A 26679-nucleotide genomic window follows, 5' to 3' on the forward strand; every position below is an offset into this window, starting at 1 on the left:
TTATTGCTTTTTTATTTATTTTCCGAGGTTTAGATCATCATGAAAAAAACATTATTATCAGTTGCACTTGTAAGTGCCCTTCTTGTTGCTTGTAGCAAAAATGAAAATAAAGCTGACACAACAGCACAAGCCTCTGCTCCGGCACAAACTACTGAAGCTAATAACAATGCAGTAGATACCGCTCATACAGCTGAAAACTCACTAGATTGGGACGGTACATATAAAGGCACTCTTCCATGTGCAGACTGTGAAGGCATTAAAACTGAGTTAGAGTTAAAAGATGATAAAACTTATGAATTGACTGAAACTTATCTTGGCAAAGGTGATAAAAATCCATTTGAAACACGTGGTACGTTTACTTTTGACAAAGATAATACTTCTGTAATTACCTTAGATGACAAAGGACAAAATCGTAAATTCTTCATTGGTGAAAATACTGCAACTGCTTTAGATATGGAAGGTAAGAAAGTTGAAGGTTCTTTAGCTGAACACTATGTATTGAAAAAATAATTATTTATTAATGATAAAGAAAACCCGCTCATTTGAGCGGGTTTTCTTTTGAAATCAATTCTTAGTGTGCAGCGAATTGGTTCATTGTGTTTTTAGCATCATCATGTGCTTTAAGTGCATTGTCACCAGAGAAGATTTCTTTGTGATCATCACCGATGTCAGAACCAGCCATTGCTTGGTGTTTCACACAAGCGATACCACCACGGATTTCTTTACGTTGTACGCCAGCAACATAAGCCAACATACCTTCAGAACCGAAGTAACCTTGTGCAAGCTCATGTGTAGAAAGAGCAGCAGTATGGTAAGTCGGAAGTGTGATCAAGTGATGGAACACACCCGCTTCACGAGAAGCATCTGCTTGGAATGTACGGATCTTAGCGTCTGCATCAGCAGCTAATTCAGTAGCATCATACTCAGCGCTCATTAATTTAGCACGGTCGTAAGCAGAAACGTCTTTACCTTCAGCAACCCAACGATCGTAAGCTTGTTGACGGAAGTTTAAAGTCCAGTTGAATGATGGGCTGTTGTTATAAACAAGCTTCGCATTTGGAACAACTTCTTTAACACGGTTAACCATGTGAGCGATTTCTTCTACGTTTGGAGTCGCAGTTTCGATCCAAAGAAGGTCAGCACCATTTTGAAGGCTAGATACACAGTCAAGTACAACACGGTCAATTTGAGTGTCAGCACGGAACTGATATAAACCAGAAGGTAAACGCTTAGGACGGTGTAATTTACCATCACGTTTGATCAAGATTTCGTCTTCTTGAGCATCAGCAATGTCAATTTCAACAGTGTCTAAGAAACCGATGTATTGAGAAGCAATGTCACCTGGCTCTTTAACCACTGGGATTTTTTGAGTCAAGTCAGCGCCTTCAGAGTCAGTACGCGCAACGATGATACCGTCATCAAGACCCATTTCTAAGAATGCATAACGTAATGCATGGATTTTAGAGATGAAATCTTCATGTGGAACAGTTACTTTACCAGCTTGGTGACCACATTGTTTAGCATCAGATACTTGGTTTTCGATTTGAAGCGCACAAGCACCAGCTTCGATCATTTTACGAGCAAGCAAGTAAGTCGCTTCTTCGTTACCGAAACCAGCATCGATGTCAGCAATAATTGGCACAATGTGAGTTTGGAAACCGTCGATTTGAGCAGTGATTTCAGCAGCTTTAGCAGTATCACCAGCTTCGTTTGCTTTTTTAAGCGCACGGAATAAATCGTTTAATTCTTTTGCATCAGCTTGACGTAAGAAAGTATAGATTTCTTCGATCAACGCAGGTACTGAAGTTTTTTCGTGCATAGATTGGTCAGGAAGTGGACCAAATTCTGAACGAAGAGCAGCAACCATCCAACCAGAAAGGTAGATATAGCGACGCTCAGTAGTACCGAAGTATTTTTTGTTCGCAATCATTTTTTGTTGCGCAATAAAACCGTGCCAGCAACCTAATGATTGAGTGTATTTGCTAGAGTCAGCATCATAAGCAGCCATATCACGACGCATAATCGCAGCTGTATATTTAGCAATGTCTAAACCAGTTTTGAATTGGTTTTGCATTTGCATACGTGCAGCATCTTCTGGGCTAATATCGCGCCAAGTGCTACCGAATTTTGCTTTTAGTTCGCGGATTGCATCAATCGCTGTTTGATATGTAGTCATGATATTGTCCTGTATTCATTTTAGGATTTCATCGATTGAAGCCTAGAGTCATGTACTTAAATTTCTTATGACACCAGCTGCTTCTTCATGAACACAGCTTAGACTTAGCCAATCAATTAATCCAATATCCTTTATTAATCTTCAGTATTTATTTAAAAAATGTACCGATAAGTCGATATTATAGATAAAACCAAAAACATTAACACTTTGTTTATAAAAATAAAATTATTCTAAAGGAGTATAGAGTTTTATTCTAAAAACTTAGTAAGTCTTATTTTTATACAATTTTTGAAGTTTTTCCACCCATTTTTAACCTTAAAAGTCAATTGTAAATTAGGCTATTTTTGCCAATGTAAAAAGTCAATTTCCATGCTAGAAAGTAATAAGTTATATATAAATATATTCTATTTGTCACCTTCATACTTAAAAATGTAGCAAAGACAATAAAATCGAGCCTTTGAAGTACTTTTTACCCCTACTTAATTCCTACAAAAAATGTCGTTTTTCTCATCATTTTTTCACACAATAGTTATTAGATATGGCATAATTTGAAACAATTTCAGGGTTTTATTTTCGGTATTTTTTTTATGAATCTGGAGCGAGTAGATCTTAATCTATTAATATATCTTGATGTACTTCTTCGTGAAAAAAATGTTACGCGCGCGGCCGAACAGCTTGGGGTAACTCAGCCTGCAATGAGTAATATTTTACGTCGCTTACGTAATTTATTTAATGACCCTCTTCTTATCCGTTCTTCTGAAGGGATGACTCCAACAGAACGTGCTCTTGAATTACAACCTCGTATTCGTGATGCGCTTGCTGATCTCTCCATGATTTTGGAACCCCGTACCGAATTCCGCCCTTATACCAGCAATCGCGTTTTCCGCATTATGACATCGGACTATGCCGAGGCAACTTTAGTTCCTCGTCTTGTTAAAGCGCTCCGCTCTGAAGCTCCAAACGTTGTTCTTGATTTTCTTACACCAAGTGATGTGTCTTATAGAGACATGGAACAAGGTAAAGTTGATCTCGCAATTAATAGATTTAATGAAATACCGCAAAGTTTCCATCAGGTTTTAGTTTGGCGTGATAGTTTCAGTTGTATTCTTAACGACAAACACCCTGCTGTAACTCATTTAAATTTAAAAAGCTATTTAGATGCACAACATATCTGGGTTTCTAAAACAGGTATGGGTGTCGGTTTTGGCGTAAACCCTGATAAACAAGGTGGTTTAGGCTGGATTGATCAGGCATTAGAACGTATTGGTCAACGTCGTAAAATTTCTGTATTTACTCGCCACTACCAAATGCCAGCTTTACTTGCTCAAAACGTAGACCTTATTGCCACATTACCAACACGGATGGCACGTCTACAAACACAGAACCCTAAACTGGTTATAAAGGATCCTCCTTTTTATATTCCAGAGTTCGAACTTAAAATGGCTTGGTGCCCGTTGTTACATCATCACCCTGCTCATCGCTGGTTGCGCCAACTTATCTTATTTGTTGCTCGTCAAATGATTGAAGAGGAAAACCGTGAATTTCTAACCAATAATTCACAATTTTCTCACTATTAAATAAATTTTAATTTAATTGTCGATTTCAGGCGCTGAGCAATCAATCTGATTACCTCAGCGCTTTTTTATGTTAAAACATAGTCATAATAATGATGAATATCAGGTGATTTGTGAGTCTCTTTCAAAATATCATTATCATCGTACTGCTTATCATCGGGGCAGGCTTTTTATCTTTAACTGAAATTGCACTCGCTGGTGCCAGAAAAGTTAAGCTAAAAATTCTAGCCGAAGCTGGTGAAGAACGCGCTCAACAAGTACTAGATTTACAAGAACAATCTGCTGACTTTTTTGCAGCCTCTCAAATTGGCCTGAATGCAGTTGCGATTTTAGGCGGTATTTTGGGTGAAGCTGCTTTTCGTCCTTATTTCGTGACTTTAGTTGACCGTTTCTACGCAGGTCCTTGGACACAAACCATTGGTTTTGCCCTATCCTTTACTTTAGTGACATCACTCTTTATTTTATTTGCCGATCTTATGCCAAAACGTTTGGCTATGATTGCCCCTGAAAAAATTGCAATTAGTGTTATTAATCCAATTCAGGTTTTTATTAAGGTTTGTAAACCTTTAGCTTGGGGAATTAACGCAATTGCCAATCTGCTATTCCGTTTATTTAAAGTGAATACAACGCGAGAAGACAACATTACTTTTGATGATATTTCAGCAGTAATGGATGCAGGTGCACAAGCAGGCGTACTGCAAAAACAAGAACATCACTTTATTGAGAATGTTTTTGAATTAGAAGAACGCAACGTACCTTCCAGCATGACAACACGTGAAAATGTTGTTTATTTCACCTTAAATGAACATGAAGATAGCATTCGTCAAAAATTAGCAGAGTATCCTTATTCAAAATTTTTGGTATGTAATGAAAATATTGATCAGGTCATTGGTTACGTCGACGCCAAAGACTTTCTTGTTCGTATTTTAAATAATCAATCTCCAACGCAATTGAATGAAACAACCATTCGTACTGTCCTGATGATTCCGGACACCTTAACCCTATCAGAATTACTTGATCGCTTCCGCTCTACCAAAGAAAAGTTTGCGGTTGTTATAAATGAATATGCGCTTGTTGTGGGGGTTATTACCTTAAGCGATATTATGATTACTGTTATGGGCGACTGGGTAACCCCAATTGAAGAAGATCAACAAATCATTAAACGTGATAATAACTCGTGGTTAATTGATGGCAGCACACCAATTGATGACCTAAGACACGCACTTGAAATTGATGAAATGCCTGATGAAGAAAATTATGAAACATTAGCAGGCTTCATGATGTACCGCCTACGCAAAATTCCACGCCCAGCAGATTTTGTGGAATTCGGTGGATACAAGTTTGAAGTAGTCGATGTCGATAATTTTAAAATTGACCAACTCCTTGTAACTCGAATTTTAGAACAAAGCGAAGTACATTCATCAATTGATGAAAACTGATTTATATTAATTTAAATACCTCACAATTTTATGTGGGGTATTTTTTAATCTAAATAAATTTTTCAAATATATGTAATAATTATTTTAGATTCATAAATTCAATTTGCTCTTTTAATCTAAAAATAATATTATTTAAATTATCACTTACATTAAATCTTAAATACTGAAAAATAATAGAATAATCTATATATCGCAATTAACATGAAGCGATTAGATCCCCATTTACATTGCCATCAAACTTATGTAACTTAGCTCAAAGCAAGTCTTTAAATGGTTCTTCTTCTCATTTCAACCATCAAACCACATATAATTTAAAAAAATATCATATAATTTTTATTTTTATAAAACCTTTATAATCCATTATAATGAATTACATTTATTATATGCTTACTATAATCTTAATATATATGTTCAGTATTTCGTCCAAATATACCCATCCAACTGAATATATATTAACCAAATAAACTAAATATATTATTTGTCTTTTTAATAAAAATTAATAAGAATAACCAAGGTCAGAGTTTTGAATAAACTTGTTCAGTAAAACTATAGGCAAAGGATTGATTGTATGCTGACATTACTTGGTGTTGGCATGATTTTGTGCTTCATGTACTTAATCATGTCCAAACGTTTAAGCCCTATTATTGCTTTAATTCTTATCCCATTTATTTTTTCTATTATTGCTTGGGGCCTAGGTCACTACTTTGAAAGTTTGAGTCACATTGAACTCAAAGGTCTCAGTGAGATGATGCTGGAAGGCATCAAAAAATTAGCGCCAACTGGCGTAATGCTTTTATTTGCAATTTTATATTTTGCCTTAATGATCGATGCTGGTCTTTTCGATCCACCAGTTAAATGGATTTTGAAAAAGGTTAAAGGTGATCCCTTAAAAATCACCATGGGAACCGTGTTCTTAACCACAATGGTTTCTTTAGACGGTGATGGCTCAACAACGTATATGATTTGTGTGGCTGCAATGTTGCCACTTTATCAACGCTTAGGAATGAATACACTCATCATGACTGCACTGATGCTGTTATGTAGTGGTGTAATGAACCTAACACCATGGGGCGGCCCTACAGCTCGTGCTGCAAGCGCCCTGCAAATTGACCCAAGCCACATTTTCGTACCAATGATTATCCCTATGGTCATTAGTATTGGTTGGTTATTTTTCTTGGCGTACTTATATGGTCGTTACGAGCAAAAACGTTTAGGCGTTATTGAGCTTGAAACTCACCATGGCGACAATATTACCGTATCGAAAGATCCTGAAGCGACTCGTCCACATTTACGCAAAGTAAATATGGTGCTCACAATCATTCTTATGATTGCTTTGATCAAAGGCATTTTGCCTATGTCTGTGTTGTTCATGATAGCGTTCTGTATCGCAATGCTCATTAACTACCCTGATGTTGATATGCAGAAAAAGCGCATTGCAATGCATGCAGATAGTGTCTTAGCTGTTGTGGGCTTAATTTTTGCAGCAGGTATTTTCACAGGAATTTTATCTGGTACAGGTATGGTTGAGGCGATGTCTAAAGAGTTCGTCGCAATGATTCCTCCAAGCATGGGTCCATATCTTGCACCAATCACTGCTTTAGTGAGTATGCCATTGACATTCTTTATGTCAAATGATGCTTTCTTCTATGGTGTTTTACCAATTCTTGCTGAAGCTGCTTCACATTATGGTATTAGTGCAGAAGCGATTGCTCGTGCTTCGATTGTAGGTCAACCTGTACACTTACTTTCACCACTTGTTCCATCTACCTATTTGTTATGTGGTCTTGCTAAAGTCGATTTTGCCGACCATCAAAAGTTCACTTTAAAGTGGGCATTTATAACTTGTCTGGTATTGATGGGAACTGCTTTAGTCATTGGGGTTTTCCCACTTTTCAGTTCACTCTAATTATTCTTTCGCAATAAAAAAAAGCCCCTTAAGGGGCTTTTTTTTATTTCTCTACATATTTAATTAAGTGATCTAACACAATGTGAAAATGCAATGTAATGTCTTCTTCTAAAATTTTATAGGCATTATCGAATTGCACCATTGGCCAACCTTCTTTCCAAAATGGAAAAATATTGTGTAGACCTTCAGTCACGATCGCATCTTCACGACTAATCGCTTGAGCAACTTGAGCTAAAACCTGAGCGGTTTCTGCACCATCAATAGCTAAATAATCAATACCACGTGCTTTAAAAATACGGATACGGTCTTTTTTATAACGAATCTTTTTCGCCTGACCTGAATTCAAGCCCAATGCCAGCGTAGCAGCTTCTACAAACTTTTCTTCAAAGTTTGCACTCAATGCAACTAAAGCCTGTTTATGTGCTTCTTGACGCCCAGCTTTCCCCCCATTACGGATAATCTCATTTGCTTCCGTATCCAGCTTATCTTTTTTCATAGACTGTAAAATGTCTAAAATTTCGATATCGCTTAAAGATTCAGGAGATTGCTCAAACATAGGAGTCCTTATACATAAAACTAAAGGCATATTCTCTCATAAAAGCACTACTAAAGCAGAGTAAAATTTTAAATAGCCTATTATCTTGACTATTTTTATAGTCCTAACTTCATAGACTACACTCATAAAATCAAATAATTCTTTGGTTATAATTTTAATTATTTGCCAAATTAATTTTACCCTGATAATATTATTTTACCCAGATAAAAATATACGGCTAAAATGAATACTAAAATCACCTATACGGCTTTCACTGGAAGCACGCTTATTGCGAGTGACTCCCTAGTTGAACTTGCAAAAAAACTCAAAGATCGTCCTAAAACAACGGAAAATATTTTGATTTTTAATGATCAAACAGGTCAACAAATTGATCTTGATCTTTCTGGTTCGGAACAAGAATTTCAACAACGTTATGCCGAACCAGAAGAAATTAAAAAAGTTGGGCGACCTAAACTCGGAGTAATTTCTCGTGAAATCACTTTACAGAAAAAACATTGGGATTGGTTAGATCAACAAAGTGCGAGTGCATCAGCAGTAATTCGTAAGTTAATTGATAAAGAGTTAAATAACCCAAATTCTGAAGGTAATATTATGCTCGCTAAACAAGCCATCGACCGTTTTATGTCTGCCATGTTGGGTAATATGCCAAATTACGAAGAAGCAACACGCGCCTTATATCAAGGCGATCGAGATATATTTTTAAAGATGATTCAGAGCTATCCTAAAGATTTAAGAGAATATTTAACTTTAAAAACTCAAAGTATTTTCTAAACCCAATAAAAAAAACCCGCTTACGCGGGTTTTTTCAAAATCAATTCAGCCTATTAAAGACGGACTAATTCCACAACTTTTTCAGCTGCCTCTTCAACGGTTTCAGCAGTAACTTCTGTATCTGTACCATCCACAGCCGTAGTGATAACCACAACACCTGTCTCACGCAATAAAGTAATTTGTTCAGCAGTTAAGTTAGCTTTTGCAATCGCAACTACACCTTGTTGGATCAATAAGCTTTCTAAAACTTGAGCTTTCTCGATTAACTGTGCAGAAATCCCAATCACCGCAGGTTTTTGGCCCAAACGTGCAGCACGGTCTTCAGCAGTAACAGGATTACTATGCGCAGTCCACTCTACGGCAGACTCAACCATACCCGCACCAACCGTTACATTGCTTAAACGATCAATGAAAATAAATGAACCTGTGTATCGTGAATCTTGATACTGGTCAAATACGACTGGCGCATCAAACTCAACAACAACGTCTGCAATTGCATTTAATTCAAGCTCTTCAACCTGAGTATGCTCAAGCGTATTCACATTCACACGATAGTGAATGTTAGTCACTTTGGCAGGAACAGTCTGTGTACCAATTTTAACGTTGTACAACTTACCCTTCACCAGTGGATGTTCATTCATCCACACCACTGAAGCACGAACACTACGTGAAATTAATGGTTGCTCGCCAGCACGTACCAAAACGTTACCACGGCTAATATCAATTTCATCATTCAACGTTAATGTAACAGCTTGACCCGCAACAGCTTGATCTAGATTTCCATCAAAAGTAACGATTTCTTTAACTGTTGAACGCTTACCTGATGGTAATGCGACAATCTCATCACCAACGTTGATTTCACCTAAAGCAACAGTACCAGCAAAACCACGGAAATCTAGGTTTGGACGGTTCACATATTGAACAGGGAAACGGAATTCGTGTTTGTTTGATTCGCGACTAATTTCCACAGATTCAAGAATGCTCATCAAGGTTTGACCCTTGTACCAAGCTGTATGCTGAGAAGCATTTACCACGTTATCGCCATTTAAAGCAGAAATCGGTACAAACTGAATATTGGCTGGACGACGATCACCTAATTGGTTTACGAAAGCATCATATTCAACCTGAATTTCGTTAAAACGCTCTTCAGAGAACTCAACTAAATCCATTTTATTAATGGCAACAACAATATTTTTAATACCAAGTAAACTTGCAATAAACGTATGACGACGTGTTTGAGTTTGCACGCCATAACGCGCATCGATCAAGATAATTGCAAGATCAGCTGTTGATGCACCTGTTGCCATGTTACGGGTGTATTGTTCATGTCCCGGTGTATCGGCAATAATAAATTTACGCTTTTCCGTTGAAAAATAGCGGTAAGCCACATCAATGGTAATACCCTGCTCACGCTCAGCTTGTAAGCCATCTACAAGTAATGCCAAGTCTGGTGCATCGCCCGTGGTTCCTACTTTTTTACTGTCACGCGTTACAGCTTGTAATTGATCTTCATAAATCAATTTTGAGTCGTAAAGTAAACGTCCAATTAAAGTACTTTTACCATCATCTACGTTACCGCAAGTCAAAAAGCGCAGAAGATCTTTTTGTTCATGTTGCTTCAAATAGGCCAAGATATCTTGACTGATTAATTCTGATTGATGAGACATTGCTCAAACTCCACAAATTTAGAAATTGTCTTAGAAATAGCCTTCTTGCTTTTTCTTTTCCATTGAGCCCGCTTCATCATGGTCAATCATACGACCTTGACGCTCAGAACTAGTGGCTAAAAGCATCTCTTGGATAATTTCAGGTAACGTATCTGCTTCAGACTCAACTGCACCAGTTAATGGATAACAGCCAAGCGTACGGAAACGTACAGACTTCATCTGTGGAACTTCACCTTCTTTTAAACGCATACGCTCATCATCAACCATGATTAACGTACCGCTACGCTCTACTACCGGACGAACAGCAGAGAAATAAAGAGGAACAATTTGAATATTTTCTAAATAGATATATTGCCAGATATCCAACTCAGTCCAGTTAGATAAAGGGAATACACGAATACTTTCACCTTTGTTCACTTTACCATTATAAAGATTCCAAAGTTCAGGACGCTGGTTTTTCGGATCCCAACGGTGTTTACTATCACGGAATGAATAAACACGCTCTTTCGCACGTGATTTTTCTTCATCACGGCGTGCACCACCAAAAGCAGCATCAAATTGATATTTATCCAAAGCCTGTTTCAAAGCTTGGGTTTTCATAATATCTGTGTATTTTGAGCTACCGTGATCAAATGGATTGATTCCAGCTTCGCGACCTTCTTTGTTCTGATGAACGATTAAATCAAAGCCATGCGTTTTTGCCATGTTATCGCGAAATGAAATCATTTCTTTAAATTTCCACCCAGTATCTACATGTAATAATGGGAATGGAAGTTTAGCTGGGTAAAACGCTTTTAACGCAAGATGAAGCATTACCGCAGAGTCTTTACCAATTGAGTAAAGCATGACCGGATTTTCAAATTCAGCAGCAACTTCACGGATAATATGAATGCTTTCAGCTTCAAGTTGCTTGAGATGTGTGAGTCTTGATTCAGTCATGAACACGTCCTTCTCTATCCATTTTGCCCATAAAATCTAGAAGTGGTATTAAACCACTACGTAGAAGACCATGTGGAGGAACGAGTGCCATAACAACTCCAATTTTTCGTAATAAATAATCCAACCACAAGCCTTTATATGGCTTATAGCATTAGTTATGCATTATAGTGATTTAAAACCGATTCCTTTTGCTTGTTTTTTCATATTGATATTCGATTTCATCATATACATATAATATGCTGATTCACTTGCACAACTTTGCAATCGTAACTTGTGCAGACAACTTAAGCAAATCATGTTCTACTCTTTAGATTTCTCTAAAAACCATAAAAAAGAGAAGCATTAGTAGCTTCTCTTTTCTAAAACATGATCTATCTAATCGTTAGAAACCGAACATTTTACGTTCTAATGGAATTTCAATCCCAATCGATGCACCTGCATCATTACCTTCTAGATCAGAATCACTTACCCAGCCATTAATTTTTAATGGAAGATCAGGTTTAAGGTAATGCGTCCAAGTTAAATCAAGCGCTTTAATTTCATCATCTTTAGGAAATGCTTTATTGATTGCCAAGTTAGATTGATTAACTTTAACCACCATTGCACGACCACTTAAACGGTTCATTACATCAAAGCGGATATCACCACCCACTGAGTACATTTGTCCATCACCACCCATCGCGTGGCCTAATGGGTAACCATGTTGGTAATAACCATCTTTATAAGTTGAATGAGCATAAGAGATACCTCTTACATCACCATTAGTACGTGTATCCGCCCATTCTGCATAAAGTTGATAAGGCAAGTTATTGTAGCTAGATGAATAGTCGACACCTGCTAAGTACATTTTCTTAGAAGGTAAACCACCCGCTTCATCTTCACCTACATATTGTCCATATATGCTAACTGGAACTTGGAATAGCGGTTGTAATAATAAGCGGCCATCGAAGCCAGCAATTTGGTTTGATGGATCTGCTTCACCAGTTCCACCATTATCTTTATTGCCGACAAATGCATCCCACAAAGAACTAAAACTTTCAGGACGTCCATCCCCACCCCATTGAATAGCACGCGATGCGCCTAACTCAATATATGGCAATGGTTGTGCAGTTACACGTAATCCAATTAACTTAGCGTCAGGGACTGCTTTATAGTCATCTAATTGACCAGCAAAAGCTTGATATTGCCAAGGCCCAATCCAAGATAACCATTTTGTATCAAAAGCATTTTGTACTGCACGTTGTGCGGTTACACCATAAACTGGACGACTAGCATCCCCACGAATTAAGCTTCCATCATGTCCAGGACCCCACCATGTTGGAATTTGACCAGCAACTACCCACTGATTCCAAAGTTTACCTGCAACATATGAACCTTCAACATTCACATCTTGCCCATTGTCAATTTGCGGATCTTTTTCAGCATTTACACGAATTTTTGCATCCCAGTTTTCACCGCCTGCATTAAACTCTAAAGAACCTTGATATTGTGATTTCTGGTTATCACCAAATGCTTGGGGAACATTTTTAATATCAGTTTCAGCAAAAGCGCCCACTTTAACCGTATTGTTATCTGCTTTTAATGCATTAAGAACTGAATTAATAACTTTTTGTTGAGCTGGATGAGACACTTCTGCCCGAGAGAGTGCTCGATGAATTTCATCACCACTTAACGGCCAAGTTGAAGTGCTAATATTGATAACACCTTGTTGATTCAACCAATTTAAGTCTGTACGTAAGTCCTCATTATTTAGCACTAAACCTTGTGCAAAAATAGCGGATGAAGCAGTTGCCAATATTGCAATCGAAAGTGTTTTTCTTAGAAACATGCCAGCCAATTCTCAAAGTTATTTATGAGCAACACCTTAAATTTTTTATCACAACTTTGCAATTGTTAAACTGTGCAATTACATTTTTTAACGCTATCTTAAGATTAGTGTAGATAGGTAAGTTTTTGAGATATATAAGTAATAAAAAAGGCAGTATAAATACTGCCTTTTTTTACCTTTAGAAGATTAACCTTCTTTACGGCGCATGTGTGGGAATAAAATTACATCACGAATACTTGGTGCATCGGCAAATAACATGACTAAACGGTCAATACCGATACCTTCACCAGCGGTAGGTGGTAAACCATATTCAAGCGCTTCAACAAACTCTGCATCGTAATGCATTGCTTCGTCATCACCAGCATCTTTCTCTGCAACTTGGGCTTGGAAACGCTCAGCCTGATCAATTGGATCGTTTAACTCGCTGAAACCATTTGCCAATTCACGACCGCCGATAAAAAACTCAAAACGATCAGTAACATGTGGATTATCATCATTACGGCGAGCGAGTGGAGATGTTTCAGCTGGATATTCAGTAATAAATGTTGGCTGACGTAGTTTAGTTTCAACTGTTTCTTCAAATACGATAGTTTGAAGCTTACCTAAACCAAAACCAGGCTTAACTTGTTCTTTTAATTCTTCACGAATAAATTGAGCAAGAAACTCACGGTCGCCAACATTTTCTGGCGTAAACTGTGGGTTATTCTCTAAAATCGCATCAAACATAGAGATTTTCTTGTATGGCCCTTTGAAGCTAAACACTTCACCTTGGTAAGGCACATCAGTTGTACCTAAAATATCCAAGGCCAACTTTTCAATCATATTTTCAGTTAATGCCATCAAGTCTTTATAGTCAGCGTAAGCTTGATAAAACTCGATCATCGTAAATTCAGGGTTATGACGTGTTGAAACACCTTCGTTACGGAAGTTACGGTTAATTTCAAACACACGTTCAAAACCACCAACAACCAAACGCTTCAAATAAAGTTCAGGTGCAATACGCAAGAATAAAGGCATATCCAAAGCATTATGATGTGTTTCGAATGGACGTGCAGACGCACCACCCGGAATCACATGCATCATTGGCGTTTCAACTTCCATGAAACGTTCATTGTTTAAAAATGCTCGAATTCCAGCAACGACTTTAGCGCGGATTTCAAAAGTTTTACGTGTTTCTTCATTCACAATTAAGTCAAGGTAACGTTTACGATACTTAACTTCTGTGTCATTTAAACCATGGAATTTATCTGGTAGCGGGCGAAGTGATTTCGTTAAAAGCTCAAAACCTTCTAGGTGAACATATAAGTCACCTTTTCCTGAGCGCCCGATATAACCTTCGGCAGCAATAATGTCACCAAGATCTAAACCTTTAATGGTCTCGAGGATATCTTTTGGTAAACCTTTACGGTCAACATATAACTGAATACGACCTGTCATATCTTGAATAACCATGAAAGATCCACGGTTTAACATGACACGACCAGCAATTTTTACATAGACATGCTCAGCGCTTTCAATTTGTTCTTTCGACTGATCTTTAAATTGTTCTTGTAGATCAGCAGCGTAGTGTTCACGCTTAAACGTATTCGGCCAAGGACTCTTTCCAGTTTCCTTCGCAATATCTTGGATTTGCTTTAATTTGGCATGACGCTGTGCAATTAAATCGTTTTCGGAAATAGTTGGTTCAGAAGTCGATTGATCGTTTTGTTGCGTCATCTCTGCCTCGATTAAGTAAAAATTAAGTGCTATATCTTAACAGATTGCAGGAGTTTTTCGAATGATTTCAATCAAACAAAAATGAAAAAAGACAATTTTATAGACCCGAACAATACTTTTTAAAGGCAAAATGACTTAGACCAATCGCTAAGATCATTTTTTAAAGCATTTAGTAAAATATAAAAAAATCCAAATAACCTCGATATTCAAAAGGCCCTATTTACCTTTTATTTTATCAATGAGATTGTGTCGTAAATAATGAAAATTCTATTTTTACATGGCTTGGATTCTTCGCGTGAATCGACAAAGTTCCATGCCATTTTACATCCTGAAAAATTTTGTATTGACGTCGATTATCGTAACTTAAGTTATGCATCTGTTGAGTACTTTTACCATCAGGTTATTCAGACGATCAAACCAGATTTGTTGGTGGGCCATAGCATTGGAGGCTATTGGGCGCTAAAAACTGCTGCTCAACATAAATTAGCTGTTATTGTGGCGAATCCAAGTCTTACACCTAACTTTCGGACTGACTATCCTCAACTTTCTGAAGATGAACTCACTCTCTCTAACCCTAAAATGGCTTATTTAGAGTTAGGAGATGAGCAACTTGATATGTATCAGGTTCAAGAAAAACTTGCCCCCTACATGAACATCGAAACTTTTGAAGGTGGACATCATCGCTTGGCCTATCCTTCACGACTTAATGATCTCATTATGAAAATTTATAAAAAATATTTGGCTTAGATTTATATAGTTTGATTATTAAAAATCGGTTTTATGCGTAAATAAGCGAAGCTCTATTTTGCTTCTGCCATTTTTTTAACCACCTCAAAACCTTGAACAAAGCCACTTTTCAACATACCCATATATTCAGGTAAGGTGGCCAATTCAACTTTTAAAGTGGTGATATTATCTTTTTGGGTTAGAAAATATTTTTCTAAGGAACCACTCCACCCTTTAACCTCTTCACTTTCTAAATCTTCCTTACCCTCCTTAATCATTCCTAAATGTTTAAAAATTAATATTTCCGGTTTTTGCATTTGTTCAATCGTTGAAACCATGCCATTTCCTTCACCGTCAAGAAAATAAGTTTTACCACCTATTTGCCAGTCGGTACGCATGGAAGAATCCGGTGCAAAGAATTTCGTCCAAGCGTTATATGTCTCGCTATTCCAAAGTATGTCCCATACTTTTTCTATAGGCGCCTCAATTTCTACTTCATATACTAAATTTTCCATATTTCACTTCCCTGATTTATACCGTCTTAATGACAGCAAATTTTAATTTTGGGTTTTAATAATGACATTCTGTCGCATCATAGTTTGTTGTTATTTAGCTTTCGTATGAGATGAATCTTTTAAATTATGAGATGCTCTTTATTTCAAGATATTTTCATCAATAAAATTAATTTTAAGAATGCATTAGTTATTATTAGTTTATGGCGAAGTTTTGCCTAAATAACCACTTATTTGTCCTAACCTGCCATTCATCTTTGCTTACGAATGATTAAACTCCGTTATTTACTTTACTTTGAATGTAGAACTGCGTAAAAATTTGATATCCGATCAAAGGCACATTGGTTATTATTGACCGGATCGTAGTTACATTATTAATAGATGGAATAGTTTTACTGAAAGGCAGCTTTGAGCAAACTTATCAGTGCGGAGAGTCTCATGAAAAAATATCAATGTATCGTTTGTGGATGGATTTATGACGAAGCGGAAGGTTGGCCACAAGACGGCATTGCAGCTGGAACAAAATGGGAAGATATTCCAGATGACTGGACTTGCCCTGATTGCGGCGTTTCAAAAGCTGACTTCGAAATGATCGAAATCTAAGAACGTAAAGTAAAAGGCCATGATCGACATGGTCTTTTTTACGAATATTACTAATCACCGTATTAAATAAATAATTCTAACTCTGGAGAAAAAAATGCATCCTATCGTCATTATCGGATCAGGCATGGCGGGTTATACCTTAGCACGTGAGTTCCGTAAGCTTAGCCCAGAGCAAGAACTTGTGATGATTTGTGCGGATGATGCAGTGAACTATGCAAAGCCAACATTATCAAATGCATTTGCAGGTAAAAAAGCACCTGAACAAATTCCTTTAGGCGATGCGACAAAAATGGGTACTCAACTCAATATGCGTATTGAGCCTTTTACCTTTGTGAAAGAAATTTTAGCTGAACGCCATGAGCTTGTTCTTGAAAAAGATGGTGTAACTTCACAACAACCCTATTCAAAATTGATTTTAGCCGTGGGTGCTAACCCAATTCGCCTTGCAATTGCAGGTGATGGTAGCGATGACATTCATGTTGTGAACTCACTCATTGATTACCGCGCTTTTCGTGAAAATCTAGCTCAGCGTAAAGATAAACGTGTTGTTATTTTGGGTGCAGGTTTAATTGGTTGCGAGTTTGCCAATGACTTACTTCATAGTGAATATGACATCACTGTCATTGATTTAGCACCGCAACCATTAGGTCGTTTACTTCCATCACATATTGCTTCTGCTTTCCAGCAAAATCTTGAGGAAGCTGGAGTAAAATTTGCCCTAGGAACAACCGTTGAAAAAGTTAGCAAAATTAATAATGGCGAAGATTATGCGATAACACTCGCAAACGGACAAACATTGGTTGCGGACATTGTTCTTTCTGCGATTGGCCTACAGCCAAATATTTCAGTTGCTCAAAGTGCAGATATTCAAACGAGCCGTGGAATTATTACCAATAGTTTACTAGAAACAAATCAAGCAGACATTTATGCAATCGGGGATTGCGCAGAGGTAAACGGTACTTTACTCCCATATGTAATGCCTATTATGCAACAGGCTCGTGCCCTCGCAAAAACACTCAGTGGGCAACAAACTGCTGTGCACTACCCTGCTATGCCAGTTGCAGTAAAAACTCCAGCTGCTCCACTTACCGTTTTGCCAGCTCCGGTTGATGTAGAAGTGAACTGGGAAACAGAAGAGTTCGACGATGGTATGCTTGCCAAAGCAATTGACAATGAAGGAACATTGCGTGGTTTTGTATTGCTAGGTGCAACCGCAAGTAAACAACGCTTAACTTTGACAAAGCTTGTCCCAGATCTTATTCCAGCCCAAGCATAAGGTTTGTATCAGGAGTACTCACTTGGAGAGTATTCCTTTAAGGAATGAATAACATGAATAGCGCCTTACAGTTTAACATTTCACCTTACACATCTTTCATGCAAGAAACCAAAGTCAACTTAGGCAATGGAATTGAATTACATGTAGAAGTAGGTGGAAAACCAGAACATCCAACCATTTTGCTGATTATGGGCCTTGGTGCTCAAATGCTTTTTTGGCCAGATTTCTTCTGTAAATCGCTGATTGATCAAGGATTTCGTGTTATTCGTTTTGATAACCGTGATATTGGCCTTTCTTCAAAAGTACGTCATGAAGGTAAACGGTTAAATACTGTTAAATTGATGGGCCGCTTTGCACTGGGGCTAACTAATCAGGGTGCGCCCTATACTCTGCATGATATGGCAGACGATGTATCTATGCTCATTGATCGTTTAGGCGTGAACAAAGCGCATGTGATTGGCGCATCAATGGGTGGGATGATTGCTCAAATTCTTGCAGCAAAATATCCAGAAAAGGTTGAGAAATTAGGGCTCATGTTTACAAGCAATAACCAGCCTTTTTTACCACCACCTTTTCCGAAACAACTTTTGAGTTTAATTGGCAAACCCGAGTCACGTGACGAAGAAGGGATTGTTAATCATAGTTTAAAACTATTTCAACTGATTGGTTCACCTGGTTATATCAACCAGATTGAAGCAATACAAACTGCGCGTAAGCTTTATCAACGTAGCTACTATCCTGCTGGTGTACTTCAGCAGTTTTTAGCAATATTATGTACAGGCTCCTTACTACAACTGGACCGTGAAATTAAGCAATCCGCTTTAGTCTTACATGGCTCTCGCGATCGCTTACTTCCCCCTAGCCACGGTAAGGCTGTAGCAAAAGCAATTTCCGGTGCTAAGTTTGAATTAATTGATGGAATGGGGCATGATATCCCTGCACATTTTATTCCACAGCTTAGCGGTTTATTTGCGCATCATTTTAAATCATCAGACTAGGACACTATGGCTGCATTACCCTCACTAAGACAGCTATCATATTTAGTTACGTTGTCGGAAACTTTGCATTTTACTGAAGCAGCACGCCGCTCTTTTGTCACTCAATCGACGTTATCAGGCGGCATTATGGAGCTTGAACGGTTATTAGGTGGCGTTCTGGTAGAACGTGATCGTCAGAATGTGCGTTTAACACCTTTAGGTGAACAAGTCGTTGCTCGTGCCCGTGTACTACTAGCAGATGCTCAAGATTTAATGCGTTTGAGCCGTGAAATGAGTGAGCCGTTAACAGGTGATTTGCATTTGGGTGTTATTCCAACCATTGCACCTTTTATCCTGACACGCTTACTTAATGAAGTGCATCAGCAGCTACCTAAAATTCAGCTACATTTGCATGAAGCACAAAGTGAAAAAATTGTAGAGCGTCTAGAACACGGTAATCTAGACATGATCGTTCTTGCTCTACCGTTTGACACCAGAGGTCTAAAAGTCGCTGAAATTTCGAAAGAAAATTTGTACCTTGTATGTAGTAAACAAGATACGAATGCTCTTCAAGCAAACTCTCTAGATGATCTTGATTTATCAAGACTAATCTTGCTTGAGGAAGGCCACTGTTTACGTGACCACGTTTTGAGTGCGTGCCCTATCGGTGAGCGTAAAAACGACAACCGTTTAAAAGCAAGCTCTTTACCAACATTAGTTGAAATGGTTTCTTCTGATTTAGGCTTTACGCTTTTACCAGAAATTGCAATTGAAAATAGTATGATCAAGTTTAATGATCAGATTACTGCAAAACCAATTGAAGATGCACCGAGCCGTACTTTAGCGCTAGTGACTCGTAAAAGTACACCATTGCAAAGTGAGTTCGATGTATTACTGCAAATTATGCAGAAAATTACGACAAGAATACATGTATAAAAAAAGGAGTCTTCGGACTCCTTTTTATTTTACTGTGGTGTTAAAGATGCCCACTTAAACACCCAAGCAGATGGCATATTCAAACTATTATCAGCGATAATTTTTTCTCTAATAATTTGTGCTATGGCATAGTCATTTGCAGGATCTACCATGACTCGTATTCCTTTAGTGGTTGCGCTGGTTACAACCTTATAACCCTTCGCTTCTAACTGCGACTGAACTGTACTTGCCTTATTTTGATTAGCCGCCAATGCAACTTGTACCATCCATTTCTTTTCACCATTTTCCAGAATTTCTTTAGCGATAGCTGCATCAAGTTGCTTTTTATTGTCAAAATTTTTCTTTTCTTCTACTTTCTTTGTGTGAACATCTTCAATTTTCTTTTGGGCTAATAACTCATATTGTTTCTGTTTTCTTTTCTGGATGACTATTGTTTTATTTTTCTCCCCACCTTTTTTCGCTTTATCATTAGAAGGATTTACAAAATAAGGATACATCGCTTGATCATCAAATCTTTGAAATACGATGATATTCCCATAACACTTCTGATCTGCATAGGCGGTCACTGGCATTATCCCCAAAAGTATTTTAATAAGTAAACTTCTAATAAAGCATTGCATCTTATTCATTTACCAAAGTTAAGTATATTTAATGCGCCGTATTAAAGTAGATTTTTTGTGATTTGTATATTTTTAAAATTCAATGTTTTATGTAAAAAATCACATATTTTAAAAACATATTGCAGTGCTTCAAATTATTATCGTTTATCCAGCAACCATTTAGAAAAACTAACTAAATTACTTTGAATTTCAGTTAATTAAAAAAGCCGACAAAATGTCGGCTTTTATTTAATCTTGAGAGTTCATTATTTAATGATTTCCAATAATGCCCTTTGAGCATTATGCAACTTTTCACCCTCAGCTGGCTCAGCACGGATCCAAGTACCGTCACCTTGTAACAGCCATGCTTGTTGATTATCTTGTAAGTAGTTCACTAAACCTTGTTGATAAATACGTTTTTTCAACGCAGGGTCTTCAACAGGGAAACACGCTTCAACACGATTAAATAAATTACGGTCCATCCAGTCTGCACTTGAACAATAAATACGTGCATCACCATTATTACTAAAGTAATAAACGCGAGTATGCTCAAGGAAACGTCCTACAATTGAACGCACTCGAATATTCTCTGATAAGTTAGGCAAACCCGGACGTAAACAACAAATCGAACGGATAATCAGGTCAATCTGAACACCCGCCTGAGAAGCTTCGTACAATTTATTGATTAACTGAACTTCGGTTAACGCATTCACCTTAACAATGATTTGAGCTTTACGTCCTGCTTTAGCATTGGCAATTTCTTCATCAATAAAGTTAATGAGCTGAGCATGTAAGGTAAATGGTGCATGTAATAGCTTTTTCAATTTCGCCATTTTGCCCATACCGGTCAATTCTTGGAATATACGGTGTACGTCTTCACACAGATCTTTATCTGTGGTCAGGAGACCATAATCTGTATAAATTCGAGCATTCATCGCATGGTAGTTACCTGTTCCTAAATGAACGTAACGCACCAATTTATTATTTTCACGGCGTACCACCATAATCATTTTGGCGTGAGTTTTATAACCGACTATGCCATAAACAACGACTGCCCCAGCCTCTTGTAAAACGTTCGCTACTTCAATGTTGGATTCTTCATCAAAGCGAGCACGTAACTCAATGACTGCAATAACCTCTTTTCCATTTCGAGCCGCTTCAGCCAAAATTTGCACAATTTCAGAATTAGCACCACTACGATATAGCGTCTGTTTGATGGCTAAGACTTGCGGATCACGTGCAGATTCGCGTAGCAATTGAATAACTGGCGCAAAAGATTCAAACGGATGATGCAGTAAAATATCTTGTTTTTGCATTGCCGAGAAAATACTCTCGGTCTTTTTAAATACTTTAGGTACAATTGGCGTATGCGAGTCATAACGCAAATGAGGACGTTTAAAGTTTGAAACCAGACGAGCTAAGTTTACTGGACCATCAACTTTATATAATTGCTCATCGGTTAAATCGAACTCTTCAAGTAAGTACTCATAAATATGCTGTGGACAGTTATGGGTCACTTCCAAGCGAACTGCACGACCAAAACGTCGAGAACTTAATTCACCTTTTAATGCTTTAGCTAAGTCTTCAACATCTTCATTCAATGCCAAGTCTGCATTACGTGTAACACGGAATTGGTAACATCCAGTTGCTGTCATTCCTGGGAATAAATCAGACACATGCTCATGGATAATTGCCGATAACATTACATGATGTTCTTTACCGCCCGTTAATTCATCTGGTAGTCGTACAACGCGAGGTAATGAACGTGGTGCTGGCACAACCGCCAAATCAATTTGACGACCAAAAGCATCTTTACCTTCAAGAGTGATAATGAAGTTCAGGCTTTTATTCACAAGGCGAGGAAATGGATGTGCTGGATCTAAGCTAATTGGTGTTAATACAGGTGCAACTTGTTCCTGAAAATATTTTTTTACCCAAGCAGATTGGGCTGGAGTTAACTCACCACGACGTAAGAAGCAAATATCTTCTTCACGTAGCTTTGGTAAGATTTCCTCATTTAAAATACGATATTGGCGTTCAATTGCAGCATGAGCAGTTTCAGAGATTTTTTGTAAGACCTGTCTTGGTGTAAGGCCATCAGGGCTACGACTCTCATTGCCTAGAGAAAATTGCTCCATCACTCCGGCAACACGAATTTCAAAGAACTCATCGAGATTACGTGAAAAAATGAGTAAGAAATTCATTCGCTCAAGTAAGGGATGTAAAGGGTCTACCGCTTGTTCCAATACACGCAAATGGAAGTCAAGAATAGACAATTCACGATTGATATAACGGTCATTATAACTATATTCTATTGGGGTCGTTGTTGGTGTAATCGCTGTATTCATGTCTAACTCAATTCTCTATCCAGCCAAATCTCTATAAACTAGTATGCTGCAAAAATATGACAATTTGGTAAAAACTAAAAAATTAACACATCTTTAAAACAGCATTATTCAGGAATCTGGGTGCTATTCATATAACGTAAAATAATGCGTTTTCTATATTGTACTTTACGATCATTGCGGTGATCTTGATAATATTTCGGATTAGGCAATAACGCTGCTAAAAATGCTGCCTGCTCACGCGTTAGGCTATGCGCACTCTTACCATAATAATGTTGAGCCGCTGCTTCAATACCATACAGATTTTTGCCGAATTCAACCGAGTTCATATACACCTCAAGAATTCGGCGTTTTGACCACATCCGCTCCATCATCCAAGTCGCGACTGTTTCTTGACCTTTACGAATAAACGAACGCTTATTGTATAAAAACAGGTTCTTTGCAAGTTGCTGAGAGACTGTAGAACCGCCAGCAACAACTTCACCCTCTTCATTATTTCGTTCAAGGGCAAAACGAATACCCTGCCAGTCAAAACCATGATGATGGATAAATTTTGCATCTTCACCCGCTAAAATCGCATGTTTGAAATTGTCGCTAATGTCATCATAATCACGCCACTTATGGATGATTGGCTCGGATGTATCAGACCAATAATCTATTCGCATGAACATGGTGGTATCCACTTCATGTGTCCGCCACCAGACCAAACTCGAAAAAATCCAAAGTTGAATAAGGAGAATCGCCCCAATAAAAATTAACAACACGCGAACAATAAAAGCTTTCATGTTCGTCCTGATCTCCTGTATTCAACTTTTTTCATGTTAAGCTGTAAAGCATGTTCATATATAACAAAAGCATAGCATGACTCAATATCAGCCTCCGCACATTAATCGTAAACTCAATGTACAAAATTGGTGGCTGACCGCCTTACTCATCGCAATCAATGTAGGTTTGTTTGTCTGGCAAATTGTATCTGGTATCGATATTAGTGACCCAGCCATGAAAGATGCTATTCATTGGGGTGCTGATTTTACACCACTTACTTTTTCTGGGCAGCCCGAACGTTTATTTACCAGCATGTTTTTTCATTTTGGTTTAGTTCATCTCATGCTTAACATGTGGGCCCTCTATATTTTCGGTAATGTTGCTGAGTCACTATTTGGTCGCTTCTATTTTATTGGGATGTACTTACTCGCTGGCTTATTCGGTAGCCTTTTAAGTAGTTATATGACGATTCAAAATGGACATGAATTGCTGCAACATTTTGACCAGAGCTTGCTTCCTCATGTCAGTGCAGGCGCTTCGGGTGCTGTGATGGGATTAGGTGCTGCGTTAACAGTACTTTCTTTATTTCCACCGCTACCTCATCAAGCCTACATACTCGATAAAAAAGCATTATTAATGATTATGGCAATCAACCTTATTTTTGGTTTTGTCGCAACGGGAATTAATAATGCCGCGCATATTGGCGGCATGGTTATTGGAGCATTTCTTGCGCTGATGTGGTACTTAAGTTATGTCAGCAAATTTAAAAATACGCTAAAACTTCTAGGCTTATTAGGAGCAGTTGTAATTACAGGTGGTTTTTATATGTACTGTGTACAACTCAACTCACCTTTACTTCCGTTATGGCATGAAATCATCATCCAGAATCCTGACATTATTCCTTAAGCTACAGCTGGTTTAGTTCTCTTAAGCTTTGTAAAGGTGGTAAGTTGCAAAGATAGCCTAGTCGATAACGGCCTATCAGGGCACAAACCAGCATCATGCCAATTGGTAAAATCAGCCATATTTCAACATGCCACTGTAATGCCATATTCATTTTATAGCTTGCAATAGCACTAATCACTTCTGCAAAACAGCAGGCAACTATGCCTGCTAATAATCCTAAAAACCCAACTTCAAGACTGAGCATCTGCTTCATTTTATTTTTAGACAATCCAAATGAGCGTAACAAAGCAACTTCACGGCGTCGCTCATCCATTAATAAGTTTAAGCATGCAATCAGTACTAAAACCCCAGAGAACCCCACTAAAGCCGCCAGCACGGTCACAATTTTCACTAAAACATTCATTAAACGCTTTACTTCATCTAAAATTCGATCGACGTCAATAAATACCGTATTCGAAAACTGCTGAATAATATTGATCATTTTTGGCTGATCTTGCTTAGGCACATAAAAACTGCCTAAATAACTTCCAGCATTTTCATCTAAAGTTTTTGGTGAAAAAATAAAGAAAAAGTTAGGACTAAAACTTTCCCATTCTACACTTCGAAAATTGACCACTTTGGCCTGTAAATTGCCTTCCGGCAAGCTAAAGGTAAGCTTATCTCCAATTTGAATACCAAGGCTTTCAGCTGTTTTGCTTTCGACAGAAACTTGCCCTACACCACTAAACTGAGCTTGACCGTTTGTAATGGCATTGTCATTCGGTAATTGATTAGACTGAGTTAAATTTAACTCACGACGTAAAGAATTATTTTGTTTTATGGCTTCTTCAGAAAAAGGTATCTCATTTTTTGCTAGCAATCGGCCGCGGATATTGGGATATAAAGGAGTGCTCTGCCAACCATTTTGTTTCAACTGTTGCTCAAAAGCTTTTAAATCGAATGGAGGTAACCCATAAACAAACTGATTAGGCGTTCCTTCAGGGAGTTGTTGCTGCCAACGTTCTAATAAATCAGTTCTTAATACACTGAGTACTGTAATAAGGCTTAATCCTAAAGCTAGAGCAGTAATTTGTAGTGCGCTTTGGGAAGGAGAGCGAATATAAAAAGACAAACGATTTTTCATCTTTTTTAGGCTACGAAGCAATAACCAGACAGCGGTGTAAAGCAAAATACAAAGAACGATAATCGCAGCCAAAACCATAATGCTGAGCATTAAGTTTTCACTCAACACCAAACTAAAAACGATCAGGCTAGTAATGCCGGCAAAAAACATAAAAAATAATGATTTTCGAGATTTTGCTTGTTCACGAATAACTCGGATTGGTGGGGTATTTAAAAGCTCCCAAATGCTTGGCAAGATAAACCCAAGCAAAACAATTACACTTGTAAAAATGGCGATTGGCAAAGGCCCAAGCAAAAGTGGTACTACCGAAAAATTTAATTCCAATTGAGGAATCAATTGCAACATGAGTTGGAGCAGGCCATAGCCCAATATCAGCCCCAATAAGCTTCCTATAACAATCGAAATCGCACTAACAACACAAAGTAATCCAATATATGCCAATAAAATTTGGAATTTACTTCCCCCTAAACACCGGATGAGCGCAATGTGATCTTGGTTTTGTTGAACATATCGTTGGCTCGTTAAAGCGATGGCAATACCACACAATAAAATCGTTAAAATATTGGCCAATTGCAAAAAGGTATCAAGGTTTTCAAGTGGACGTAATAATCTGCTATTCGACTCACTTGCATCGCGTAACCGTAAACCCGCTGTTTCGTCTAGATCTTTAGTGGTTTGATATTGTTGTTTAAACTGCTTAGCAAAAGTCTGTACCTGTTCGGGTTTACCCGCCATTAATAAACGATAGTCAATTCTACTGCCTGTCTGAATTGCATGAGTTTTAGCAATATCAGCTTGATGGATAATCACCGTGGGAGAAAAGCCTGAGAATCCTAACTCTTGGTTAGAATCACGTACAATCACACCACTAAAACGAAATGTACCATCCGCAATAGAAACAGCATCACCCAGTTTTACTTTTAATAAATCTGCCGCCCTTTGGCTTAACCACACCTCACCAGACTGAATCCCTTGCGTAGTTGGCTCAATTTCAAGCTGTCCTCTTAACGGAAATAAAGGCTCTATCGCTTTCACGTTGACCATGACAAACTGGTCTTGTGTATGGGCCATAGAACTAAACATAGTGACATTGGTTTGCTTGAAACCAAGCTGCTCTGCTCTTTTTTTCCATGACTGTTCTATCGGTTCGTTATTCGACAGAACTAAATCAGCACCCAACATTTGTGAGGCTTGTAAACTGACAGCATTTTTAACTTGGTCATTGCTAAACTTCAGAGCGGTTGTGGCACTAATCGCAAGTGAAAGAGCAATAATGAGTAGATATAGACCACCCGTGCGGAAACTTTGTAGTAAAAGTGGTTTTAGAAGATTACGCATC

The 26679-nt window shown here is 37.9% G+C and carries 24 protein-coding genes; 12 read left to right on the forward strand and 12 right to left on the reverse strand.

Translation table 11 applies throughout. From position 1 onward, the window contains the following. Positions 1-39: 39 nt before the first annotated feature. Positions 40-510, forward strand: coding sequence for a copper resistance protein NlpE (locus F936_RS14295; protein WP_005048361.1), 471 nt, complete (start codon positions 40-42; stop codon positions 508-510). Positions 511-571: 61 nt separating this feature from the next. Here F936_RS14295 and F936_RS14300 read toward each other — a convergent pair whose 3' ends face one another. Further along, the gene (locus F936_RS14300) at positions 572-2176 is read right to left on the reverse strand and encodes an isocitrate lyase (protein ID WP_003653024.1); all 1605 of its coding nucleotides are present in this window, start codon (positions 2174-2176) and stop codon (positions 572-574) included. A gap of 587 nt (positions 2177-2763) precedes the next feature. On the opposite strand from F936_RS14300, the gene F936_RS14305 reads away from it, so the two are divergent. The 3 genes from F936_RS14305 to F936_RS14315 all read left to right on the forward strand — a co-directional run bounded on the left by F936_RS14305 (position 2764) and on the right by F936_RS14315 (position 7095). Continuing rightward, a complete protein-coding gene (locus tag F936_RS14305) occupies positions 2764-3753 on the forward strand; it encodes a LysR family transcriptional regulator (protein WP_003653025.1) in 990 nt (329 codons plus the stop codon). Between the two features lie 110 nt (positions 3754-3863). After that, complete coding sequence (gene paeA / locus F936_RS14310) at positions 3864-5189, forward strand: polyamine export protein PaeA (protein ID WP_003653027.1); 1326 nt, start codon at positions 3864-3866, stop codon at positions 5187-5189. Positions 5190-5757: 568 nt separating this feature from the next. Continuing rightward, on the forward strand, positions 5758-7095 hold the full coding sequence (locus F936_RS14315; protein WP_003653028.1) for a CitMHS family transporter: 1338 nt from the start codon (positions 5758-5760) through the stop codon (positions 7093-7095). 43 nt (positions 7096-7138) lie between these two features. Here the strand turns inward: F936_RS14315 and F936_RS14320 are convergent, their stop codons facing one another. Then, a complete protein-coding gene (locus F936_RS14320; protein WP_003653030.1) occupies positions 7139-7651 on the reverse strand; it encodes a hypothetical protein in 513 nt (170 codons plus the stop codon). Positions 7652-7873: 222 nt separating this feature from the next. On the opposite strand from F936_RS14320, the gene F936_RS14325 reads away from it, so the two are divergent. Continuing rightward, entirely contained in the window at positions 7874-8422 is a 549-nt protein-coding gene (locus F936_RS14325; protein WP_005048365.1) for a DUF2239 family protein, read from the forward strand. A gap of 53 nt (positions 8423-8475) precedes the next feature. On the opposite strand, the gene cysN is transcribed toward F936_RS14325, so the two are convergent. The 5 genes from cysN to lysS all read right to left on the reverse strand — a co-directional run bounded on the left by cysN (position 8476) and on the right by lysS (position 14572). After that, the gene (cysN, locus tag F936_RS14330; RefSeq protein WP_005048367.1) at positions 8476-10089 is read right to left on the reverse strand and encodes a sulfate adenylyltransferase subunit CysN; all 1614 of its coding nucleotides are present in this window, start codon (positions 10087-10089) and stop codon (positions 8476-8478) included. A gap of 30 nt (positions 10090-10119) precedes the next feature. Further along, positions 10120-11028, reverse strand: coding sequence for a sulfate adenylyltransferase subunit CysD (cysD, locus tag F936_RS14335; RefSeq protein ID WP_004641806.1), 909 nt, complete (start codon positions 11026-11028; stop codon positions 10120-10122). After that, the gene (locus F936_RS19000) at positions 11021-11152 is read right to left on the reverse strand and encodes a hypothetical protein (protein ID WP_080595330.1); all 132 of its coding nucleotides are present in this window, start codon (positions 11150-11152) and stop codon (positions 11021-11023) included. Before F936_RS19000 ends, cysD begins: the two co-directional genes overlap by 8 nt. Positions 11153-11410: 258 nt before the next feature. After that, positions 11411-12856, reverse strand: a complete 1446-nt coding sequence (locus F936_RS14340) for a capsule assembly Wzi family protein (RefSeq protein WP_005048371.1) — start codon at positions 12854-12856, stop codon at positions 11411-11413. Between the two features lie 186 nt (positions 12857-13042). Beyond that, positions 13043-14572 (reverse strand): lysine--tRNA ligase, encoded by a 1530-nt coding sequence (gene lysS / locus F936_RS14345; RefSeq protein ID WP_005048373.1) that lies wholly within the window; start codon positions 14570-14572, stop codon positions 13043-13045. Between the two features lie 258 nt (positions 14573-14830). On the opposite strand from lysS, the gene F936_RS14350 reads away from it, so the two are divergent. Beyond that, on the forward strand, positions 14831-15319 hold the full coding sequence (locus tag F936_RS14350) for a YqiA/YcfP family alpha/beta fold hydrolase (protein WP_005042228.1): 489 nt from the start codon (positions 14831-14833) through the stop codon (positions 15317-15319). 53 nt (positions 15320-15372) lie between these two features. On the opposite strand, the gene F936_RS14355 is transcribed toward F936_RS14350, so the two are convergent. Beyond that, positions 15373-15813, reverse strand: a complete 441-nt coding sequence (locus F936_RS14355) for an SRPBCC family protein (protein ID WP_003653046.1) — start codon at positions 15811-15813, stop codon at positions 15373-15375. A 435-nt stretch (positions 15814-16248) separates the two neighbouring features. On the opposite strand from F936_RS14355, the gene rubA reads away from it, so the two are divergent. From rubA to oxyR, 4 genes are all read left to right on the forward strand, one after another. Continuing rightward, positions 16249-16413, forward strand: a complete 165-nt coding sequence (gene rubA, locus F936_RS14360; RefSeq protein WP_000760495.1) for a rubredoxin RubA — start codon at positions 16249-16251, stop codon at positions 16411-16413. A gap of 94 nt (positions 16414-16507) precedes the next feature. After that, complete coding sequence (gene rubB / locus F936_RS14365) at positions 16508-17689, forward strand: rubredoxin reductase RubB (protein ID WP_005048377.1); 1182 nt, start codon at positions 16508-16510, stop codon at positions 17687-17689. Positions 17690-17742: 53 nt separating this feature from the next. Next, the gene (gene estB, locus F936_RS14370) at positions 17743-18687 is read left to right on the forward strand and encodes an esterase EstB (protein WP_003653050.1); all 945 of its coding nucleotides are present in this window, start codon (positions 17743-17745) and stop codon (positions 18685-18687) included. Positions 18688-18693: 6 nt separating this feature from the next. After that, complete coding sequence (oxyR, locus tag F936_RS14375) at positions 18694-19602, forward strand: LysR family transcriptional regulator OxyR (RefSeq protein ID WP_005048381.1); 909 nt, start codon at positions 18694-18696, stop codon at positions 19600-19602. Between the two features lie 29 nt (positions 19603-19631). Here the strand turns inward: oxyR and F936_RS14380 are convergent, their stop codons facing one another. Further along, complete coding sequence (locus tag F936_RS14380; RefSeq protein WP_016801767.1) at positions 19632-20222, reverse strand: SPOR domain-containing protein; 591 nt, start codon at positions 20220-20222, stop codon at positions 19632-19634. Between the two features lie 57 nt (positions 20223-20279). On the opposite strand from F936_RS14380, the gene F936_RS19005 reads away from it, so the two are divergent. Further along, the gene (locus F936_RS19005; protein ID WP_080592348.1) at positions 20280-20408 is read left to right on the forward strand and encodes a hypothetical protein; all 129 of its coding nucleotides are present in this window, start codon (positions 20280-20282) and stop codon (positions 20406-20408) included. A 59-nt stretch (positions 20409-20467) separates the two neighbouring features. Here F936_RS19005 and ppk1 read toward each other — a convergent pair whose 3' ends face one another. Together ppk1 and mtgA are read right to left on the reverse strand one after the other, a co-directional pair. Further along, entirely contained in the window at positions 20468-22549 is a 2082-nt protein-coding gene (ppk1, locus tag F936_RS14385; RefSeq protein ID WP_005048385.1) for a polyphosphate kinase 1, read from the reverse strand. A 104-nt stretch (positions 22550-22653) separates the two neighbouring features. Beyond that, entirely contained in the window at positions 22654-23331 is a 678-nt protein-coding gene (mtgA, locus tag F936_RS14390) for a monofunctional biosynthetic peptidoglycan transglycosylase (RefSeq protein ID WP_005048386.1), read from the reverse strand. 76 nt (positions 23332-23407) lie between these two features. Here mtgA and F936_RS14395 point away from each other — a divergent pair, with 76 nt between their 5' ends. Continuing rightward, complete coding sequence (locus tag F936_RS14395; protein ID WP_005048389.1) at positions 23408-24217, forward strand: rhomboid family intramembrane serine protease; 810 nt, start codon at positions 23408-23410, stop codon at positions 24215-24217. 1 nt (position 24218) lies between these two features. Here the strand turns inward: F936_RS14395 and F936_RS14400 are convergent, their stop codons facing one another. After that, the gene (locus F936_RS14400) at positions 24219-26678 is read right to left on the reverse strand and encodes an ABC transporter permease (protein WP_026055557.1); all 2460 of its coding nucleotides are present in this window, start codon (positions 26676-26678) and stop codon (positions 24219-24221) included. Position 26679: the final 1 nt, after the last annotated feature.

It is taken from the genome of Acinetobacter calcoaceticus DSM 30006 = CIP 81.8 (genome assembly GCF_000368965.1).
In the GTDB taxonomy this organism is placed as follows: Bacteria; Pseudomonadota; Gammaproteobacteria; order Pseudomonadales; family Moraxellaceae; genus Acinetobacter; species Acinetobacter calcoaceticus.

Bases quoted from the DNA above. Each gene is read 5' to 3' on its own strand.
- F936_RS14295 (WP_005048361.1), top strand. From the start codon at position 40: ATGAAAAAAACATTATTATCAGTTGCACTTGTAAGTGCCCTTCTTGTT.
- F936_RS14300 (WP_003653024.1), bottom strand. From the start codon at position 2,176: ATGACTACATATCAAACAGCGATTGATGCAATCCGCGAACTAAAAGCA.
- F936_RS14305 (WP_003653025.1), top strand. From the start codon at position 2,764: ATGAATCTGGAGCGAGTAGATCTTAATCTATTAATATATCTTGATGTA.
- F936_RS14315 (WP_003653028.1), top strand. From the start codon at position 5,758: ATGCTGACATTACTTGGTGTTGGCATGATTTTGTGCTTCATGTACTTA.
- F936_RS14320 (WP_003653030.1), bottom strand. From the start codon at position 7,651: ATGTTTGAGCAATCTCCTGAATCTTTAAGCGATATCGAAATTTTAGAC.
- F936_RS14325 (WP_005048365.1), top strand. From the start codon at position 7,874: ATGAATACTAAAATCACCTATACGGCTTTCACTGGAAGCACGCTTATT.
- cysN (WP_005048367.1), bottom strand. From the start codon at position 10,089: ATGTCTCATCAATCAGAATTAATCAGTCAAGATATCTTGGCCTATTTG.
- cysD (WP_004641806.1), bottom strand. From the start codon at position 11,028: ATGACTGAATCAAGACTCACACATCTCAAGCAACTTGAAGCTGAAAGC.
- F936_RS14340 (WP_005048371.1), bottom strand. From the start codon at position 12,856: ATGTTTCTAAGAAAAACACTTTCGATTGCAATATTGGCAACTGCTTCA.
- lysS (WP_005048373.1), bottom strand. From the start codon at position 14,572: ATGACGCAACAAAACGATCAATCGACTTCTGAACCAACTATTTCCGAA.
- F936_RS14350 (WP_005042228.1), top strand. From the start codon at position 14,831: ATGAAAATTCTATTTTTACATGGCTTGGATTCTTCGCGTGAATCGACA.
- F936_RS14355 (WP_003653046.1), bottom strand. From the start codon at position 15,813: ATGGAAAATTTAGTATATGAAGTAGAAATTGAGGCGCCTATAGAAAAA.
- rubA (WP_000760495.1), top strand. From the start codon at position 16,249: ATGAAAAAATATCAATGTATCGTTTGTGGATGGATTTATGACGAAGCG.
- rubB (WP_005048377.1), top strand. From the start codon at position 16,508: ATGCATCCTATCGTCATTATCGGATCAGGCATGGCGGGTTATACCTTA.
- estB (WP_003653050.1), top strand. From the start codon at position 17,743: ATGAATAGCGCCTTACAGTTTAACATTTCACCTTACACATCTTTCATG.
- oxyR (WP_005048381.1), top strand. From the start codon at position 18,694: ATGGCTGCATTACCCTCACTAAGACAGCTATCATATTTAGTTACGTTG.
- F936_RS14380 (WP_016801767.1), bottom strand. From the start codon at position 20,222: ATGCAATGCTTTATTAGAAGTTTACTTATTAAAATACTTTTGGGGATA.
- ppk1 (WP_005048385.1), bottom strand. From the start codon at position 22,549: ATGAATACAGCGATTACACCAACAACGACCCCAATAGAATATAGTTAT.
- mtgA (WP_005048386.1), bottom strand. From the start codon at position 23,331: ATGAAAGCTTTTATTGTTCGCGTGTTGTTAATTTTTATTGGGGCGATT.
- F936_RS14395 (WP_005048389.1), top strand. From the start codon at position 23,408: ATGACTCAATATCAGCCTCCGCACATTAATCGTAAACTCAATGTACAA.
- F936_RS14400 (WP_026055557.1), bottom strand. From the start codon at position 26,678: ATGCGTAATCTTCTAAAACCACTTTTACTACAAAGTTTCCGCACGGGT.